The organism is Bradyrhizobium sp. CCBAU 53415, from assembly GCF_028128735.1.
GTDB lineage: Bacteria > Pseudomonadota > Alphaproteobacteria > Rhizobiales > Xanthobacteraceae > Bradyrhizobium.
The window spans coordinates 94,762-111,010 of record NZ_LBJF01000018.1 but is presented as its reverse complement, the minus strand read 5'-3'; the positions used below and the strand labels follow the sequence as shown (position 1 = coordinate 111,010).

Annotated in this window: 15 protein-coding genes and 1 pseudogene; all 16 read left to right on the top strand. The window is 59.9% G+C overall.

Annotated features, from left to right (window positions below):
- Positions 1–604 precede the first annotated feature (604 nt).
- The 16 genes and pseudogenes from XH87_RS11100 to XH87_RS11025 all read left to right on the top strand — a co-directional run bounded on the left by XH87_RS11100 (position 605) and on the right by XH87_RS11025 (position 16,211).
- Positions 605–1,705 (top strand): hydrogenase small subunit, encoded by a 1,101-nt coding sequence (locus XH87_RS11100; RefSeq protein ID WP_271587362.1) that lies wholly within the window; start codon positions 605–607, stop codon positions 1,703–1,705.
- Between the two features lie 13 nt (positions 1,706–1,718).
- Positions 1,719–3,509, top strand: coding sequence for a nickel-dependent hydrogenase large subunit (locus XH87_RS11095; RefSeq protein ID WP_271587299.1), 1,791 nt, complete (start codon positions 1,719–1,721; stop codon positions 3,507–3,509).
- 4 nt (positions 3,510–3,513) lie between these two features.
- Positions 3,514–4,211, top strand: a pseudogene (cybH, locus tag XH87_RS11090) (Ni/Fe-hydrogenase, b-type cytochrome subunit); the annotation flags it as partial.
- A 24-nt stretch (positions 4,212–4,235) separates the two neighbouring features.
- Positions 4,236–4,820 carry a HyaD/HybD family hydrogenase maturation endopeptidase gene (locus XH87_RS11085; RefSeq protein WP_271587361.1) on the top strand — a complete coding sequence of 195 codons (585 nt, stop codon included), beginning with the start codon at positions 4,236–4,238 and terminating at the stop codon, positions 4,818–4,820.
- 16 nt (positions 4,821–4,836) lie between these two features.
- Positions 4,837–5,127 carry a HypC/HybG/HupF family hydrogenase formation chaperone gene (locus tag XH87_RS11080; RefSeq protein WP_271587298.1) on the top strand — a complete coding sequence of 97 codons (291 nt, stop codon included), beginning with the start codon at positions 4,837–4,839 and terminating at the stop codon, positions 5,125–5,127.
- A gap of 185 nt (positions 5,128–5,312) precedes the next feature.
- Complete coding sequence (locus tag XH87_RS11075) at positions 5,313–5,759, top strand: hypothetical protein (protein WP_271587297.1); 447 nt, start codon at positions 5,313–5,315, stop codon at positions 5,757–5,759.
- Positions 5,756–6,613 carry a hydrogenase expression/formation protein gene (locus tag XH87_RS11070; protein ID WP_271587296.1) on the top strand — a complete coding sequence of 286 codons (858 nt, stop codon included), beginning with the start codon at positions 5,756–5,758 and terminating at the stop codon, positions 6,611–6,613. The genes XH87_RS11075 and XH87_RS11070 overlap by 4 nt, the downstream gene beginning before the upstream one ends.
- Positions 6,614–6,713: 100 nt before the next feature.
- Positions 6,714–7,808, top strand: coding sequence for a hypothetical protein (locus XH87_RS11065; RefSeq protein ID WP_271587295.1), 1,095 nt, complete (start codon positions 6,714–6,716; stop codon positions 7,806–7,808).
- Positions 7,801–8,142 (top strand): hydrogenase maturation nickel metallochaperone HypA, encoded by a 342-nt coding sequence (gene hypA, locus XH87_RS11060; RefSeq protein ID WP_271587294.1) that lies wholly within the window; start codon positions 7,801–7,803, stop codon positions 8,140–8,142. Before XH87_RS11065 ends, hypA begins: the two co-directional genes overlap by 8 nt.
- Positions 8,142–9,101 (top strand): hydrogenase nickel incorporation protein HypB, encoded by a 960-nt coding sequence (gene hypB / locus XH87_RS11055; protein ID WP_271587293.1) that lies wholly within the window; start codon positions 8,142–8,144, stop codon positions 9,099–9,101. The genes hypA and hypB overlap by 1 nt, the downstream gene beginning before the upstream one ends.
- Positions 9,098–11,353, top strand: coding sequence for a carbamoyltransferase HypF (hypF, locus tag XH87_RS11050; protein WP_271587292.1), 2,256 nt, complete (start codon positions 9,098–9,100; stop codon positions 11,351–11,353). The genes hypB and hypF overlap by 4 nt, the downstream gene beginning before the upstream one ends.
- A 55-nt stretch (positions 11,354–11,408) precedes the next feature.
- Positions 11,409–11,588, top strand: coding sequence for a HypC/HybG/HupF family hydrogenase formation chaperone (locus tag XH87_RS11045; RefSeq protein WP_333909179.1), 180 nt, complete (start codon positions 11,409–11,411; stop codon positions 11,586–11,588).
- Positions 11,585–12,727: a hydrogenase formation protein HypD gene (gene hypD / locus XH87_RS11040; RefSeq protein ID WP_271587291.1), complete on the top strand. Its 1,143-nt coding sequence runs from the start codon at positions 11,585–11,587 to the stop codon at positions 12,725–12,727. Before XH87_RS11045 ends, hypD begins: the two co-directional genes overlap by 4 nt.
- Positions 12,724–13,770: a hydrogenase expression/formation protein HypE gene (gene hypE / locus XH87_RS11035; RefSeq protein ID WP_271587290.1), complete on the top strand. Its 1,047-nt coding sequence runs from the start codon at positions 12,724–12,726 to the stop codon at positions 13,768–13,770. The genes hypD and hypE overlap by 4 nt, the downstream gene beginning before the upstream one ends.
- Positions 13,771–14,147: 377 nt before the next feature.
- On the top strand, positions 14,148–15,260 hold the full coding sequence (ald, locus tag XH87_RS11030; protein WP_271587289.1) for an alanine dehydrogenase: 1,113 nt from the start codon (positions 14,148–14,150) through the stop codon (positions 15,258–15,260).
- 756 nt (positions 15,261–16,016) lie between these two features.
- Complete coding sequence (locus tag XH87_RS11025) at positions 16,017–16,211, top strand: 4Fe-4S binding protein (RefSeq protein WP_035730311.1); 195 nt, start codon at positions 16,017–16,019, stop codon at positions 16,209–16,211.
- Positions 16,212–16,249: the final 38 nt, after the last annotated feature.

Below are 16,249 nucleotides of genomic sequence, written 5' to 3'. Positions count from 1 at the left end.
ACCGATTGGCTAGCGCGACTACGCTCGTAGATGATAGCTGAACGTCCTTGTCCACGATCCTGTAGCGATGCCGTGCGGCGAGCCGCTTTCAATAAGGCAGATCGGATTGATCAGACCTAAAAATTGAAGGTAGCGTGCGCATCGCGGCTCAATCCATTGCAGCTTTTCTTCGTCGCTCGACAGCCGCTTTGGTGCGGGCCGTTTGCGCAGTTGCAACTATGAGCGGCTTTAACGCCCCGTTGGTCGGCAATCGGCAAGTCTGATTGAAACCGGCGGCAGTGCGTTGCCCGTCAACTGCACCAATTCTATTGAACAATCGGCATGACGCCTAAGTGTTGTGGTCGTGCAAGAGCGTTATGACGTAGTCGCCGTGCAGTGGTGAACCATCGTGCTACTCTGTTGAAGTTCTCACATCGATGTCCAAAACCGGACACCATTAGCATGACAGATCAATGGCGCAGCTTGTGGCTCGCCGGCTGAGTGCGACAATCCGCAAATCCCGAAGCGGTGGCTTGGTATCTGTCAAGTGTTTCGCTTCGGTGGCCTGTTTCTTGCTGAACGTCAGCAATTCGTTACGGCCGACGACACTCACATGGAAGGCTTCATGGCTGGTGCAACGGAAACGTTCTACAGCGTGATCAGACGTCAGGGTATCACGCGTCGTAGTTTCCACAAATTCTGCAGTTTGACGGCCGCGAGCTTGGGACTTAGTCCGCTCGCCGCAAGCAGTATTGCCAGCGCCCTGGAAACCAAGCCGCGTGTGCCCGTCATCTGGCTGCACGGGCTCGAGTGTACCTGCTGCTCGGAAAGCTTTATCCGCTCGGCCCATCCCTTGATCAAGGACGCGCTGCTGTCGATGATTTCGCTCGACTATGACGATACGATCATGGCGGCGGCAGGACACCAGGCCGAAGCCATCCTGGAGGAAACACGTGCCAAGCACAAAGGCAGGTATGTGCTCGCCGTCGAAGGCAATCCGCCGCTGAACGAGGGTGGCATGTTCTGCATTGACGGCGGCAAGCCGTTCGTTGAAAAGCTCAGGTCCATGGCGGAAGAGTCCATGGCGATCATCGCTTGGGGCACGTGTGCGTCCTGGGGATGCGTGCAAGTGGCCAAGCCCAATCCGACTGGCGCGGCGCCGATCGATAAGGTGATCACCAACAAGCCGATCATCAAGGTGCCCGGGTGCCCGCCGATCGCAGAGGTCATGAGTGGCCTCGTGACTTTCATCACCACGTTCGGAAAGCTTCCGGAGCTCGATCGCCAAGGGCGTCCAAGTATGTTTTATTCCGAGCGCATTCACGACAAGTGCTATCGGCGTTCCCACTTCGACGCTGGCCAATTTGTCGAAGAGTGGGACGATAAGTATGCACGCAAGGGCTATTGCCTGTACAAGATGGGCTGCAAGGGACCAACCACCTACAATGCCTGTTCGGCCCTTCGGTGGAACGGTGGCGTTTCCTTTCCGATTCAATCCGGCCACGGCTGCTTCGGCTGCTCCGAAGACGGCTTCTGGGATAAAGGGTCATTTTACGACCGACTCACAACCATCAAGCAGTTCGGCATCGAGGAGAACGCCGACCAGATTGGCATGGCCGCTGCCGGCGTGGTTGGGCTAGCCGTCGCTGCCCATGCGGCGGTCACCGCCGTGAAGCGGTTCATTCACAAGCCGGATCGCGCAGCCCACGAAAGTAAACCGAGTTGAGGAGGGGGCGACGGTGGCCGTCCAGACGCCGAATGGGTTCAATCTCGATCGTTCCGGCAGGCGAATCGTCATCGATCCGCTGACGCGGATCGAAGGCCACCTGCGCATCGAAGCCAATCTCGATTCCGACAATGTGATCCGCAATGCGGTCTCAAGCGGAACGATGTGGCGTGGCATCGAAGTCATCCTGCGCGGGCGCGATCCGCGCGACGCCTGGGCATTCACCGAGCGGATTTGCGGGGTCTGCACCGGCACCCATGCGCTCACCTCCGTGCGCGCGGTTGAAAATGCGCTAGGAATTGCGATTCCGGAGAATGCCAATTCGATCCGCAACATCATGCAGCTGTGCCTGCTCGTGCATGATCACCTCGTACATTTCTATCACCTGCACGCGCTTGATTGGGTCGACGTGGTTTCCGCGCTCAAGGCCGATCCCAAGTCGACCTCCGCGCTGGCGCAGTCTATCTCGCCCTGGCCGCTGTCGTCCCCTGGCTATTTTAAGGATGTGCAGATCCGGCTCACCAAATTCTTCGGATCAGGGCAACACGGTCCGTTCAAGAATGGCTATTGGGGGCATCCGGCCTACAAGCTGCCACCGGAAGCCAACCTGATGGCTGTAGCACACTATCTGGAAGCGCTCGACTTCCAGAAGGAGATCGTCAAAATCCAAGCTATCTATGGTGGCAAGAACCCGCATCCGAACTGGCTGGTCGGCGGCGTGCCCTGCGCGATCAACATCGACGGAACTGGTGCGGTGGGTGCGATCAATATGGAGCGACTGAACATCGTGTCCTCGATCGTCGACCGTTCGATCGAGTTTATCGAACAGGTCTACCTGCCCGACATTGCCGCGATCTGCTCGTTCTATAAGGACTGGCTCCATGGCGGCGGACTTTCGAGCAAAAGCGTGATGTCCTATGGCGACATCCCCGAAAACGCAAATGACTGTTCCGCCAAAAGCTTCAAGCTGCCGCGCGGGGTCATTCTTGGTGGCAATCTCAAAGAGATACTGCCGATCGACCATGGTGATCCCGAGCAGATCCAGGAATTCGTCGTGCATTCATGGTATAAATACCCCAACGATTGCTGTGGACTGCATCCCTGGGACGGCATCACCGAGCCGAGTTTTGAACTTGGGCCAAAACTCAAAGGCAGCAAGACAGATATCAAGGAACTCGACGAAGGCGGCAAGTATTCCTGGATCAAAGCGCCGCGCTGGCGCGGCCACGCCGTGGAGGTCGGGCCGTTGGCGCGATACATTATCGGTTATGCGCAAGGCAAAGCCGAGTTCAAGGAGCCGGCCGAGAGACTGCTCAAGGGGCTCAATCTTCCCCTGACCGCGCTGTTCTCGACGCTCGGCCGTACTGCCGCGCGGGCGCTCGAATGCCAGTGGGCGGCGCATCAGATGCGTTATTTCCAGGATAAGCTGGTAATCCACATCAAGGCAGGCAATACGGCAACTGCCAATGTCAGCAGATGGAAGCCGGAAAGCTGGCGCAAGGAGGCCAAGGGCTACGGGTTCACTGAGGCGCCGCGCGGTGCACTCGGGCACTGGATCAAGATCAAGGACGCCAAGATCGACAATTATCAATGTGTCGTGCCGACGACGTGGAACGGATCTCCTCGCGATCCCAAGGGCAATATTGGCGCTTTTGAAGCCTCCCTGATCGGTACCCCGATGGCCGATCCGCAGCGTCCCCTGGAGATCTTGCGCACCATCCATTCCTTTGATCCGTGCTTGGCTTGCTCGACCCACCTGATGAGTCCTGACGGCCAAGAAATGGCTTCAGTCAGAGTTCGTTAGGGACATGCTGGACAAGGCTCGGAAGCTCCTTGCCGCCGTCGATGCGGCACCGACTGGACGCAGCATCCGCGATCGCGTCGCCTACGCGCCCGTGCGACTGTGGCATTGGGTCAATGCGGCGGCCATTCTGATGCTGAGTTTAACCGGCTATCTCATTGGAACTGGGACACCGGCGATGTGGGGAGAGGCAAGCGGCAATTTCCTGTTCGGCTACATCCGCTTTGCTCATTTCTCGGCGGGATATGTGCTCAGCGTCGGCTTTCTTCTGCGCATCTACTGGGCGTTAATGGGAAACGCGCATGCCATGCAGATCTTTTGGGTGCCGCTCTGGCGCAGGTGCTTTTGGCGCGAGGTGTACCACGAGATTCGCTGGTATGCGTTCCTTACAGTTGAGCCCGAGAGGCGCGTCGGGCACAAACGCCTTGCGCAGCTCGCAATGTTCTTCATGTTTACGCAGACGATCACGTTTGTGGTCGTCACAGGCTTTGCCCTTTATGGGCAGGGTGCCGGTACTGACAGCTGGCAGTACAAGCTGTTCGGCTGGGTATTTTCAATTTGGCCGAACAGTCAGGACGTTCATACCTGGCATCATCTCGGCCTGTGGGTGATTGCGACCTTTGCGCTGGTCCACATCTACGCGGTGATCCGGGAAAACACACCTCGCGCCGGAGCATCTCTTCTATGATATCGGGTGAGCGCGAGGTTTCGCGATTGACTGGGAAGGGGATGCGCAATCCAGAAAACAAGAAAAGGATCCTGGTGCTCGGCATCGGCAATATCCTGTGGGCCGATGAGGGATTCGGCGTGCGGGTGGTCGAGGAGTTTCATCGCCGCTACGCCATCGATGACAACGTCACCGTCCTCGATGGCGGCACGCAGGGGCTCTACCTCGTCAGTTTTCTTGTGCAGGCCGATTGCCTAATCGTGTTCGATGCCATCGACTATGGATTGTTACCCGGGCAGTTGAAGCTTGTGCGAGATGACGAAGTGCCAAAATTTACCGCGGCCAAGAAGGTGAGCCTGCATCAGACTGGGTTTCAGGAGGTCTTGAGTGCGGCCGACCTGCTTGGCCGCCGGCCGCGCGAGCTCGCTCTCATCGGCTGTCAGCCGCTGGACCTAGAGCATTGGGGCGGTCCGCTGACCGCGCCAGTACGCTTTCAGATTGCGCCTGCGATTGAACTGGCTTGCAAACTCCTGGCGCAGTGGGACTCGCCGGTAAAACCGCGGACCGCGCCGCTGCCTGCATCAGAACGGCTGTTGGCGAACAATATCGACCATGCAAATTATGAGATGAGGGCGCAGCCGATCTAGCGACCCGCGACTGACCATGTGCCTTGGCTTGCCAATGACGATTGTCGAGACCGACGGCATCACGGCGCTGTGCGAGTATGGCAATGAACAGCGGCGCGTCTCGGTCATGCTGCTCTCCGACGCCTCGGTAGGCGCCAAGGTGCTCGTTCATATCGACAGCGCGGTGCGGCTTTTGGACGAGGATGAAGCAAGGCTGATCTCGGAAGCACTTGACGGGCTTGAGGCCAGCCTCAACGGCCAGGGCTGCGATCGCTTCTTTGCGGACTTGATCGGTCATGAGCCGCAGTTGCCGGAGCACCTACGCTAGTAGTTCCGCTCGCCGGTTGCCCGACTACGCTTGCTCACGAATGAATTCCATCGCTCGTAACCTTTGCATGGAAGATGCAAGGCGCTCGGGCCGTTGTTTAGAGCGGGAGTCGCGGCCAGACGCTGATTGGCATGTGCCTTGCTAATACCCTGCTATCAGACCGAAGATAATCAGAAAGGCGTGTGATGAAGTTGCAGCCGGCGCAGCATGATCTGGCGCGGCCCGGTCCGTCCGAGGTGAAGAGCGTCAGCATCGATGCGCACCCGGCCGCGCACGCTCCCGTGAGGGCGGCCGTGATGCCGCTGTCGGCGGCCGATCCCCTATATTTGCTCCGGATCATTCAGCTCGCATTCGTCCTTCCTGAAATGGTCAAGGCGTTTCGGCAGCGCATGCTAGGCGCAGTGCCTGCGTGCGGCATTGGTGGCGAACTGGTGGGCCGGCTCGGCCTGCATGGCTTCTCGACGCCGATCCTTTGCCAGCGGCACGATACACTCCGACTGATCGGCAAGAGACCGGTCCGTCTGGTCACGATCGACCGCATCTTGGTACCGGTCGTTCGGCCACACGCCGGCAGCACTTGGGTTGGCAAGTGCATTGCCTCTCGATACACCAAACGGAACATCGCATCATGAAAACAGCGATCCGCGTTGTATTCGACGGCGCCGAGCGGGCCGCGAGCGAGCTTCCCACGGCCTCGGAAAGTCTCGATGTATTCCATAGCGGATTGACGAGTGCGCTCGCCAAGCGCGCCTGGCACGATGGCGACGAGCTTGCCCGAAACTATCCAAATGCCACCGCGCTGTTATCGAATGCCGCCGCTGCCGTTGGCTGCCAGAGAAGCGGCGCTCGGACGCAACTGTACGGACTCGCGCATCTCAACGATCCCGAGCGCAAGCTGATTGGCGAAGTGCTCGGAGAAGGTGAGGTCGCCGGCGTGGTTGCGCTGCCAGATGGCTCTTTGGCGCAAATCCGGGAGTCCGTGCTTGCCGGAATCTGGCGCGTGCGCATCGGGAGCGATCCGGCGCACGAATATGTTGAGGTCGGGGCGATTCCGCAGATTGTAGGGCGCGCCGCAACTGACCTGACGTCCGCCGACCTTGTGATCGGCGCGGCGCCGGACGGCGCGATGAACGTGCAACCGGTGCTGGCGGAAATACGCGAGCGTGCGCGTGTCTGGCGCTTTGGCATGCGCGCGCATGTCATCAATCTCACATTGCTGCCGATGAGCGTTATCGACCTGGCGTTCCTGCAGCAAAGCGTGGGCAACGGCCCGCTCCAACTCGTCGTCCGCGGCTACGGCACGTGCCGAGTGCAGGCGACCAGGATCAGGAACGTCTGGTCGGTGCAGTTCTTCAATTCTACGGACAACATCATCCTTGATACGCTTGAGGTCGGCGGCGTGCCGATTATTGCGTTGGCTGCCGACGAGGATTTCCAGGACTCTGCCGAACGCATGAAGGAAATTATCAAGGCGTACTTCACATGAAGAGCTTGGAGAACATTCGGCATCGAGTGGGATCCCGCAGACGGCGCGCGCACAGCGACCGCCGGCATATCTTGCGCGGGATGATGGCGGTGCGGTGCGCATGAGCCTCGCTGCCAGCAACAAAATCGATGTCACCGTATCGTTTGCTGCCGACGTAGTCGCCGCAGTTGAGATCCTGCCGCGAGTCCGGCCGCCGCTGGCGCGGCTGTTCGCCGGCAAACAGGCCTCGTCACTGCTCAACGTACTGCCGCGGCTCTTCTCGTTGTGTGCCGCTGCGCAGCAAACCGCACTGCTGTCCGCGATCGAGACGGCGCGCGACGAAGCGATCACGCGCACAACAAAACAGCATCGTATTGCGCTTATCGTTACCGAGCGCATAGCGGAATTGCTACGGGGCCTCTTTGTCGGATATCCTACGCAAGACATCGCCAGCGCGCGGGCAATCCGCTCCCTGATGCGGGGAATGTCAGAGCTTGTCGGCAGCGCACAGCCAGCGTGGGGCTCCGCTCAACGCGAAGCAACAGCGCGGATTGTGGCTGCGCTGGCCGCGCTCGGCATGCCGAATGAGGGGGGCGCGCTGAGGTCCGGTAGCCCATTGGCGCTTCGCATTGCAGCGCTTGATGAGATCGACCTGAAGCCAATTCCGGCGGAGCACTCGTTCCTGTCCGTTGCCGACGACCGCAACGTCATTAAACGGCTGCTGGTGGATGACGCGACATTTTGCTGTTGTCCCGATCTTGACGGACATGCACCCGAGACGGGTCCATGGGCGCGCCAAATGACGCGTGATCGGCTCTCGCCGAGCCCATCCGGCGCGGCCGAGCGGCTGAAGGCCAGAATTGCTGAAATCCTCCGGCTATGCGCTTGGCTCAAGGCCGGTGCTCAGATTGACTCGGCGGAGAATGGGATTATCGAAAGATATAAGCTAGGGCCCGGCCGTGCAGCGGCCGCGGTCGAATGCGCCAGGGGGCGTCTCTACCACGCGGTTGAGCTTGATCCTCAGGGCCGGATATCCCGCTTCGAATTTCTTGCGCCGACGGAGTGGAATTTCCACCGGCGCGGACCGCTTGTCCGCAGCCTGCAGGGCGCGGTGCTGACGGCTAGACGACGTCGGGATGCAGTCCATGCGGTGATTGCATCGCTCGATCCGTGCGTCGGGTTCGCCCTTAATTTTCGCGAAATTGGCGATGCATGAAATGGCGATTTGTCTTGGCATCGTTCAAATCATCGAGGAGGAGGCACGCCACCGATCGTTTTCGCGGGTGCGGAGCGTCTGTCTAGAGATGGGAGCGCTGAGTCATGCCGCGCCTGAAGCGATCAGGTTCTGCTTTGCTGTCGTTGCAACGCGGACCGTTGCCGAGGGCGCGATCCTTAATATCGTCGAACTGCCAGGCGTTGCCTGGTGCATGAGCTGTTCGAAGAGCGTCGAAATTGCACGGCGCGGTGAGTGCTGTCCTCGCTGCGGCAGCTATCAGTTGCAGGTAACCGCGGGCGAACAGATGCGCGTGAAAGAGCTGGAGATCGATTGATGTGTACCGTTTGCGGCTGCACCGAAGGGACGCCGTCGACCAAACGCGCCAAGGCGCATGATGCGGAGAGCCATGAGCGATACGATGCCGATGTGCAGGACGATTTCGATCGCCATTACGCCCATCCGCATGGCGGCCAAGGCCTGCAGCGTTCATACCATGCTCGCGATAGTCATAGTCACGATCATCGCTTTACCCATCACCAGGCTCATGGCGGGCAGGCGCTTCTGAGCGGCGGCGCCGGGCCGGCCGGCTTGAAGGTCGCGGGCATGAGCAGAGAGCGGGTCATTCAGATCGAGCGCGACATTCTTGGCAAGAATAACGGGATTGCGGCGGACAACCGCGCGCTCTTCGTAGCCGATGACCTGCTTGTATTTAATCTCGTGTCGAGTCCTGGTGCAGGTAAAACGACGCTGCTTGTCCGCGCCGTGTCCGAGCTCAAGCGCAGCCGCCCGGTCGGAGTCATCGAAGGCGACCAGCAGACCTCGAACGATGCCGAATGCATTCGGGCCGCTGGCGTGCCAGCCATTCAAGTCAACACCGGTAAGGGTTGCCATCTCGATGCTGCAATGATTGGCGAGGCTCATCGGCGCTTGCCGCTGCTCACTGGCGGTATTCTCTTCATCGAGAATGTCGGTAATCTGATCTGTCCCGCAGCCTTCGATCTTGGTGAGGCCTGCAAGATCGTAGTTTTGTCGATTACCGAAGGTGAAGACAAGCCGCTCAAATATCCTGATATGTTTGCCGCTTCTTCGCTCATGGTGATCAACAAGATTGATCTGGCCCCGCTGCTTGAGTTCGATTTGAGCAAGACCATCGAATACGCCAGACGCGTCAATCCAAAGATCGACGTGCTTGTAGTTTCGGCTCGTACTGGCGAGGGTTTTGGCGCGCTCTACGCCTGGATCGATAGACAGGCGGGGCATCAAAGGCGCGCAGTAGAGGACACAAGGCGATGAGCGCCGCAATCACCTGCGACCGCACACGGCTGCGCGTGCGCGTGAGTGGAGCCGTGCAAGGGGTCGGCTTTCGTCCTTATGTCTATGGACTCGCTATGCGGTACGGATTGGCGGGATTTGTCATCAATGGCCCCGAGGGCGTTACGATCGAGGTCGAGGGCCACCGGGCCTCGGAGTTTGTCGCCACGTTGCCGCTCGAGGCGCCGCCATTGGCACGCATCGACCACATCTGCGTTCGGGAGACTGCGGCGCTCGCGGCGAAAGACTTCTCGATCGGCGCGAGCGAAGGCGGCAAATTGTCAACGCAGATCGTCGCTGATGCCGCGACCTGCCAGCAATGCCTGAGTGAGCTGTTCGATCCAGAAAATCGGCATTACCTTTACCCCTTCATCAGTTGCTGCCATTGCGGCCCACGCTACACCATCGCCGAACGGCTTCCGTACGATCGCCGCAACACGGTGATGAGGGTTTTTAGGCTGTGCGCCGCCTGCGCGGCCGAATATGCCGATCCTGCGAGCCGCAGGTTTCATGCGGAGGCGATCGCGTGTCCGACATGCGGTCCGCAGCTCAGCCATGAGATCAGCACCATTGTCGCGGCAATCGCGGGGGGACAAATCGTGGCGATAAAGGGGCTGGGCGGATACCAGCTTCTTTGCGATGCGCGTAACCAGGACGCGGTGCAGCGTTTGCGCAGGAGAAAGCAGCGCCTTCAGAAGCCGTTCGCGGTTATGGTCGATTCCATAGAGCGCGTCAGTGAGATCGCGGAGGCGAACGCGCCCGAGCTTGCGCTGCTCGAATCCGTAGCACGTCCCATCGTCCTTCTACCTTCGCGCAACAATCTGGCGCCCGCCATAGCTCCTGGCTTATCACGTGTGGGTGTCATGCTGCCTGTAGTGCCGCTGCATCACCTCATCTTTCATGCGCTTTGCTCGGCAGGAGCATGTGCGGGGGCCGGCCCGGTCATCGTGGCCACCAGTGCCAATCTTTGCGGCGAACCGCTCCTGATCGACAACGCGCAGGCGCTGCGGCGGCTCAAGGGGATCGCCGACCTTGTCGTGACCCATGATCGCGATATCCTGACGCGTGCTGATGACTCCGTGGTGTCGGTGGTGGCTGGCCGGCCACAATTCATTCGTCGTGCCCGTGGCTATGTTCCCGAACCGATCAGGCTTGCAAAGTCTGTGCCCCCCGTGCTCGCGGTCGGCGGCGCACTGAAATCGACCGTCACTATCACGCGGGACAACCAAGCGTTCGTCTCCCAGCATATTGGCGATCTGGATACGGCCGAAGGCATTCGTGCGTTCGAGGAGACGATCCGACACCTCACATCGAGCCTTGACGTGGAGCCTGTCGTCGTCGCCCATGATCTGCATCCCGATATGGCTTCTACCCGGTTTGCGGAAGCAAATGGCTGCGCGCTGGTCGCCGTCCAGCATCACCACGCACACGCTGCCGCAGTGATCGCCGAGCATGGCCATGCGGAACCTGCGCTTGCCCTGGTGCTCGATGGCCATGGCTTTGGCTCCGAGGGCGGTAACTGGGGTGGCGAACTATTGTTGTGCGAAGGGCCGAGGTGCCGACGCATCGGGCACTTAGCGCCCCTGCAAATGCCTGGTGGAGATCGTGCAGCTCGCGAGCCGTGGCGCATGGCGAGCGCAGTATTACACGGGCTCGGCCGGGGTAATGAAATCGGGCCGCGCTTTGCGGCGCAACGCCAGGCTGGATGTTTGTCGGCCTTGCTCGATCAGCCGGGCGGGGCCACCACGACCAGTGCGGGCCGGATGTTCGACGCGGCAGCGGCGCTGCTGGGGATTGCGAGTTTACAGAGCTATGAGGGCGAAGCGGCGATGAAGCTCGAGGCGCTGGTGCGGCGGACTGCGATTCTCGAAGCCGGTTGGACGATCGACGCCGGCGTGCTGTCGCTTCGTCCGCTGTTTACGCGGTTGATTGCAGATGACATTGACGCCGTGGGCGGAGCCGGGCTGTTTCATGGCACCTTCGCCGCCGCCTGCGTTGACTGGGTCACGCGCTCTGCGCGGTCAACCGGCGTTAATACCGTCGTTCTGAGCGGCGGCTGCTTCCTGAACGGGGTGTTGGCGGATGAAATCCCGCGCGGTTGCAGCGCTGCCGGCCTTACCCCGCTGCTGCCGCGGCGGGTGCCGCCCAATGATGGCGGTTTGAGCCTTGGCCAGGCCTGGATTGCCGCTCTGCAGATTGCTCAACAGTCGTCAGCCAGGGGAGGAACAGCCTGATATGTGTCTTTCGATTCCGGCAAAGATTGCGAAAATTCTTCCCAACGACATGGCCATGGTGTCCATCGATGGCATCAGCTTGGAGATATCGATTGCTCTCATCGACGAGCTCGAGGTCGGCGATTGCGTCCTTGTCCATGTCGGCTATGCGCTGGCCAAGATCGATCCGACGGAAGCCAAGCGCACGCTGGAGCTCCTGCAGGAGCTAGGCAGCGCAGGGGAGCGCCGATCATGATATATGCCGACGAATTTCGCGACAAGGCCATCGCGCAGGGAATTGCGCGTGCGATTGGCGCCGAGGTCAGTTCGCAAAGAGCCTATCGGTTCATGGAATTTTGCGGCGGACACACTCATGCGATCTCCCGCTACGGCCTGGAGGATCTGCTGCCGCCGAACGTCCGCATGATCCACGGGCCCGGTTGTCCCGTCTGCGTTCTGCCCGCCAGCCGAATCGATATGGCGATCCGCCTCGTCGAGCGACCAGAGGTCACTCTGTGCGTCTACGGCGACCTGATGCGCGCGCCTGGGTCGCAAGGACAGTCCCTGTTGCGAGCCAAAGCGCTCGGCGCCGACATTCGGATGGTCTACTCGACGTTCGACGCTATCCGGCTCGCCGAACAGGCGCCGAGCCGCGAGGTGGTCTTCTTTGCCATCGGATTTGAAACCACGACGCCCCCGACGGCGGTGATGATCCGGATTGCGGAGAAGAAGCGGCTGAAGAGCCTCAGCGTGTTCTGCAACCACGTGCTTACACCTTCTGCGATGCACAGCATTCTCGATAACCCGAAGATCCGCAACACCGGCGGGGTCGCAATTGACGGCTTCATCGGGCCTGCACATGTCAGCACCATTATCGGTACGCAGCCTTACGAGCCCCTGGCGGAACAATTCGGCAAGCCGATCGTGATCGCGGGATTTGAACCACTCGACGTGATGTTGGCGATCCTGATGCTGGTGCGGCAGGTGAACGAAGACCGCAACGAGGTGGCGAACCAATACAGCCGTGCGGTGACGCGCGAAGGCAATCGGCGCGCCAAGGACGAGGTATCGCAGATATTCGAAGTGCGTGAGCAGTTTGAATGGCGTGGGCTCGGACTCGTACCCAACAGCGGACTGAAGCTGAAGCGGGCTTACGCGCAATTCGACGCCGAGACGCGTTTTGCGATCCACGACCTGCGTGTCGCAGACAATCCGGCGTGCGAGTGCTGCGCGATCCTGCGTGGGGCCAAGCGGCCGGTCGACTGTAAGCTGTTTGGAACCGTCTGCACGCCGGAAACTCCCATAGGGGCCTGCATGGTGTCATCGGAAGGCGCTTGTGCGGCGTATTGGACCTATGGCCGAGTTCGCGATGAACAGTTGAGGCGCACGTCATGAGCATAAAGGCCTATCAACGCAAGCTCGACGTCGAGAACGGACGCGTTGATCTTTCCCACGGATCCGGGGGCCGTGCCATGGCACAGCTGATCTCCGGCCTTTTTCACCAAGCCTTTGGTAATGAATGGCTCGCCCGCTGCAATGATCAGTCGGCGTTTGACGTTGCGGCAGGCAGGATGGTGATGACGACCGACGGCTATGTGGTCTCGCCGCTGTTCTTTCCCGGCGGCAATATCGGGTCACTGGCTGTGCACGGCACGATCAATGATGTCGCGATGTCCGGCGGGCGTCCCCTCTATCTGTCGGCCAGTTTTATCATCGAGGAGGGCTTCCGGTTTTCGGATCTGAAGGCGATCGCGGATTCGATGGGCGCGGCAGCGCGCGGGGCCGGCGTTCACATCATTGCCGGAGACACCAAGGTCGTCGAGCGCGGCAAGGCGGATGGTCTGTTCATCTCTACGACCGGGATCGGGATTGTGGCCGATGGGCTCGATCTCTCCGCCGACAAGGCAAGGGTCGGGGACCGTGTGCTGGTGTCCGGTAGCCTCGGCGATCATGGGGTGGCGATCATGTCAAAACGTCAGAACGTCTCTTTTCAAACCGAGGTCGTCTCGGATTCCGCAGCGTTGCATAATCTCGTAGCGGTCATGGTTGCCGCCGGCGGTAGCGGCATCCGGGTGATGCGCGACCCTACGCGCGGTGGGCTTGCCGCGACCCTCAACGAGATTGCGCATCAATCCAACCTCGGGTTCCGTCTGCAGGAAGCCTCCATTCCGGTGAAGCCCGCGGTTGCGGCTACCTGCGAACTCCTTGGACTCGATCCGATCCATGTCGCCAATGAGGGCAAGCTCGTTGCGATCGTCGCGCCTGATTTGGCCGATGCCGTGCTTGCAGCCATGAAGGCGCACCCGCTCGGGTCCGATGCAGCTGATATTGGCGAGGCGGTGGCTGACAATCGGAAATTTGTGCAGATGGCGACCGGTTTCGGCGGCCGACGAATCGTCGATTGGTTGTGGGGCGAACAATTGCCTCGGATCTGTTGAACACGCAGCGCATCGTCCAGTTTTTTGGAAACCAAATTTATGATCAATGGGCTATCAGCCATCAGCTCCTTTCTATGGGCAATCCTGCCCAACCGGCAGACTGCGACTTCGCTCTTTAAGAAGCTTCGGCGAGGCTGGATTTCGGTTGTTAGCTTTTCCACGAGCCGAGAACGCAATTCGAAACCATTCATCGCCATCGCGCAGTTTCGACGGTTAAGCTCAGCGAGCATGGTCACACGATCCGCTCGGCACCCGTGGGTTTGAAATCCTGCGAAGCCTGTCAAATATCGTTGAATTTCTGCGCCATTTTGACGGCTGCGTCGCAATATCGCTGCTCGCTTCCGATTAGAAAGGCGCTCCAGGCAGGGAGTTTTCAAATGAAGGTCGGAGTCCCCAAGGAAATCAAAGCGCACGAATATCGCGTGGGCCTTACCCCGGGAGCTGTCCGCGAATACGTGGCAGCGGGCCACCGCGTGATGATCGAGACCAATGCCGGCGCTGGCATTGGCGCAACCGATGACGATTATCGCAATGCTGGCGCAACGATTCTAACTTCCGCAGTTGAGGTATTCGCATCGAGCGAGATGATCGTAAAGGTTAAGGAGCCTCAGCCGTCTGAATGGTGTCAGCTGCGGGAAAATCAGATCCTGTTCACTTATCTGCATCTGGCCCCCGACCCGGATCAGGCCAAGGGCCTCCTGAAATCTGGATGCACCGCGATCGCCTATGAGACCGTAACTGATGCGCATGGTGGTCTTCCACTGCTGGCGCCGATGAGCGAGGTCGCGGGTAGGCTTGCGATCGAAGCGGCGGGTAGCGCCCTGAAGCGGAGTGCAGGCGGACGAGGGCTGTTGATCGGTGGGGTGCCCGGTGTTCAGCCGGCCCGATTCGTGGTGGTCGGAGGTGGCGTCGTTGGTACGCACGCGGCACGCATGGCGGTCGGTCTGGGCGCAGAGGTGACCATCATCGACCGTTCGATACTCCGGCTCCGCGAGTTGGACGAGCTATTCGAAGGGCGCGTTCGCACCAGGTTTTCGACCATAGACTCCGTGGAGGAAGAGGTATTTGCGGCGGATGTGGTGATTGGTGCGGTGCTCGTTCCAGGTGCGAGCGCGCCGAAGCTGGTCCGCCGGAGCATGCTGAGCTCGATGCGCAAGAGGGCGGTGCTCGTTGACGTCGCTATCGATCAGGGCGGCTGCTTTGAGACGTCGCACCCAACCACTCACGCTGATCCAACTTACGAAGTGGATGGCGTCATTCATTATTGCGTGGCCAATATGCCCGGCGCCGTGCCGTTGACCTCGAGCCAGGCACTGAATAACGCCACGCTGCCGTTTGGTTTGGCTCTGGCCAACAAGGGTTTTTCCGCCGTGCTCGAAAATCCGCATTTGCGCGCAGGCCTCAACGTCCATCGGGGCCGGCTAACTTACAAAGCGGTGGCCGAAAGCCTCGGACTGCCCTTCTCACCGATCGAACAGGCTGCGGCCTGATCCCAGAGGCCCCTATGGGCGTTTCCTCCGTGACTTAGGCCACCCTTCGGGGTGGCTTTTTTTTCGGCTCCATCGATCTGCTGACCGCCGCCGGCATTTATTTGGAACGCGGAGCGAAGCGGAGGATCACCAGACGAACGCCTGGCTTCAGTCGCCCGCACGATGCGAGACAATGTGCTTTCGCCCCATACAGCGCATATGAATGCCGGTTTTGGTAATCCAAGCAAATTGAGAATGCGTCCCACGGGCTCCAGGGGACCCGTGATCACCGCAGCAACTTTATCCGGCGCGATCGACGCGACCTTTTCTGACTGGCTGTGGAGACGCGGACCGGACCGGTGATCACTGCGCCGGTTGTTCATCGTGGTGATGTCGCCGAATCCGCCGCTGTCCCGGTGAGTGGAACCAACAAGATGCGGCTCGGGGTCGACCTGACACACCGGCGGAGAACTTTGTGAAGTCGCGCGGCGCTTCGATCGTAGCCGCGGTACGGCGGCCTCGGGAAGGATCGCAGATCGTTCCCCGAGGCTGGCGAACGCGGTTCACCTGATCGGCTGACTGCCGTGAGATCCACCATGCGTAAACCACGGCATCGAGATCAAGCTGCTGTCATGCCCGTTGTAAGATTTGCGACACCGTGTCGAGGCGGCAAGTTGCGCTATCGAAAATAGCCCAGACAAATCAAGCTTAAACTGTCTGGCACAAGACTTGAAGGCAAGAAACTGTCTCGCACCTTTTGCTCATGGAATCGCAGTGATGGCCTACAAGATAATCGCATCCCAGTGCACTGTCTGCGGTGCGTGTGAGTTCGAATGTCCCAATGCCGCGATCAGCCTGAAGAACGACATATATGTGATCAATCCGACCCAGTGTACCCAATGTGAGGGGCATTTTGACGCGCCGCAATGCGCCGTCGTTTGCCCGGTGCCCGATACCTGCGTGCCGGCATAGGTGGAGTAGCGATGAGAGGAGCTACAGCGCAAAACATG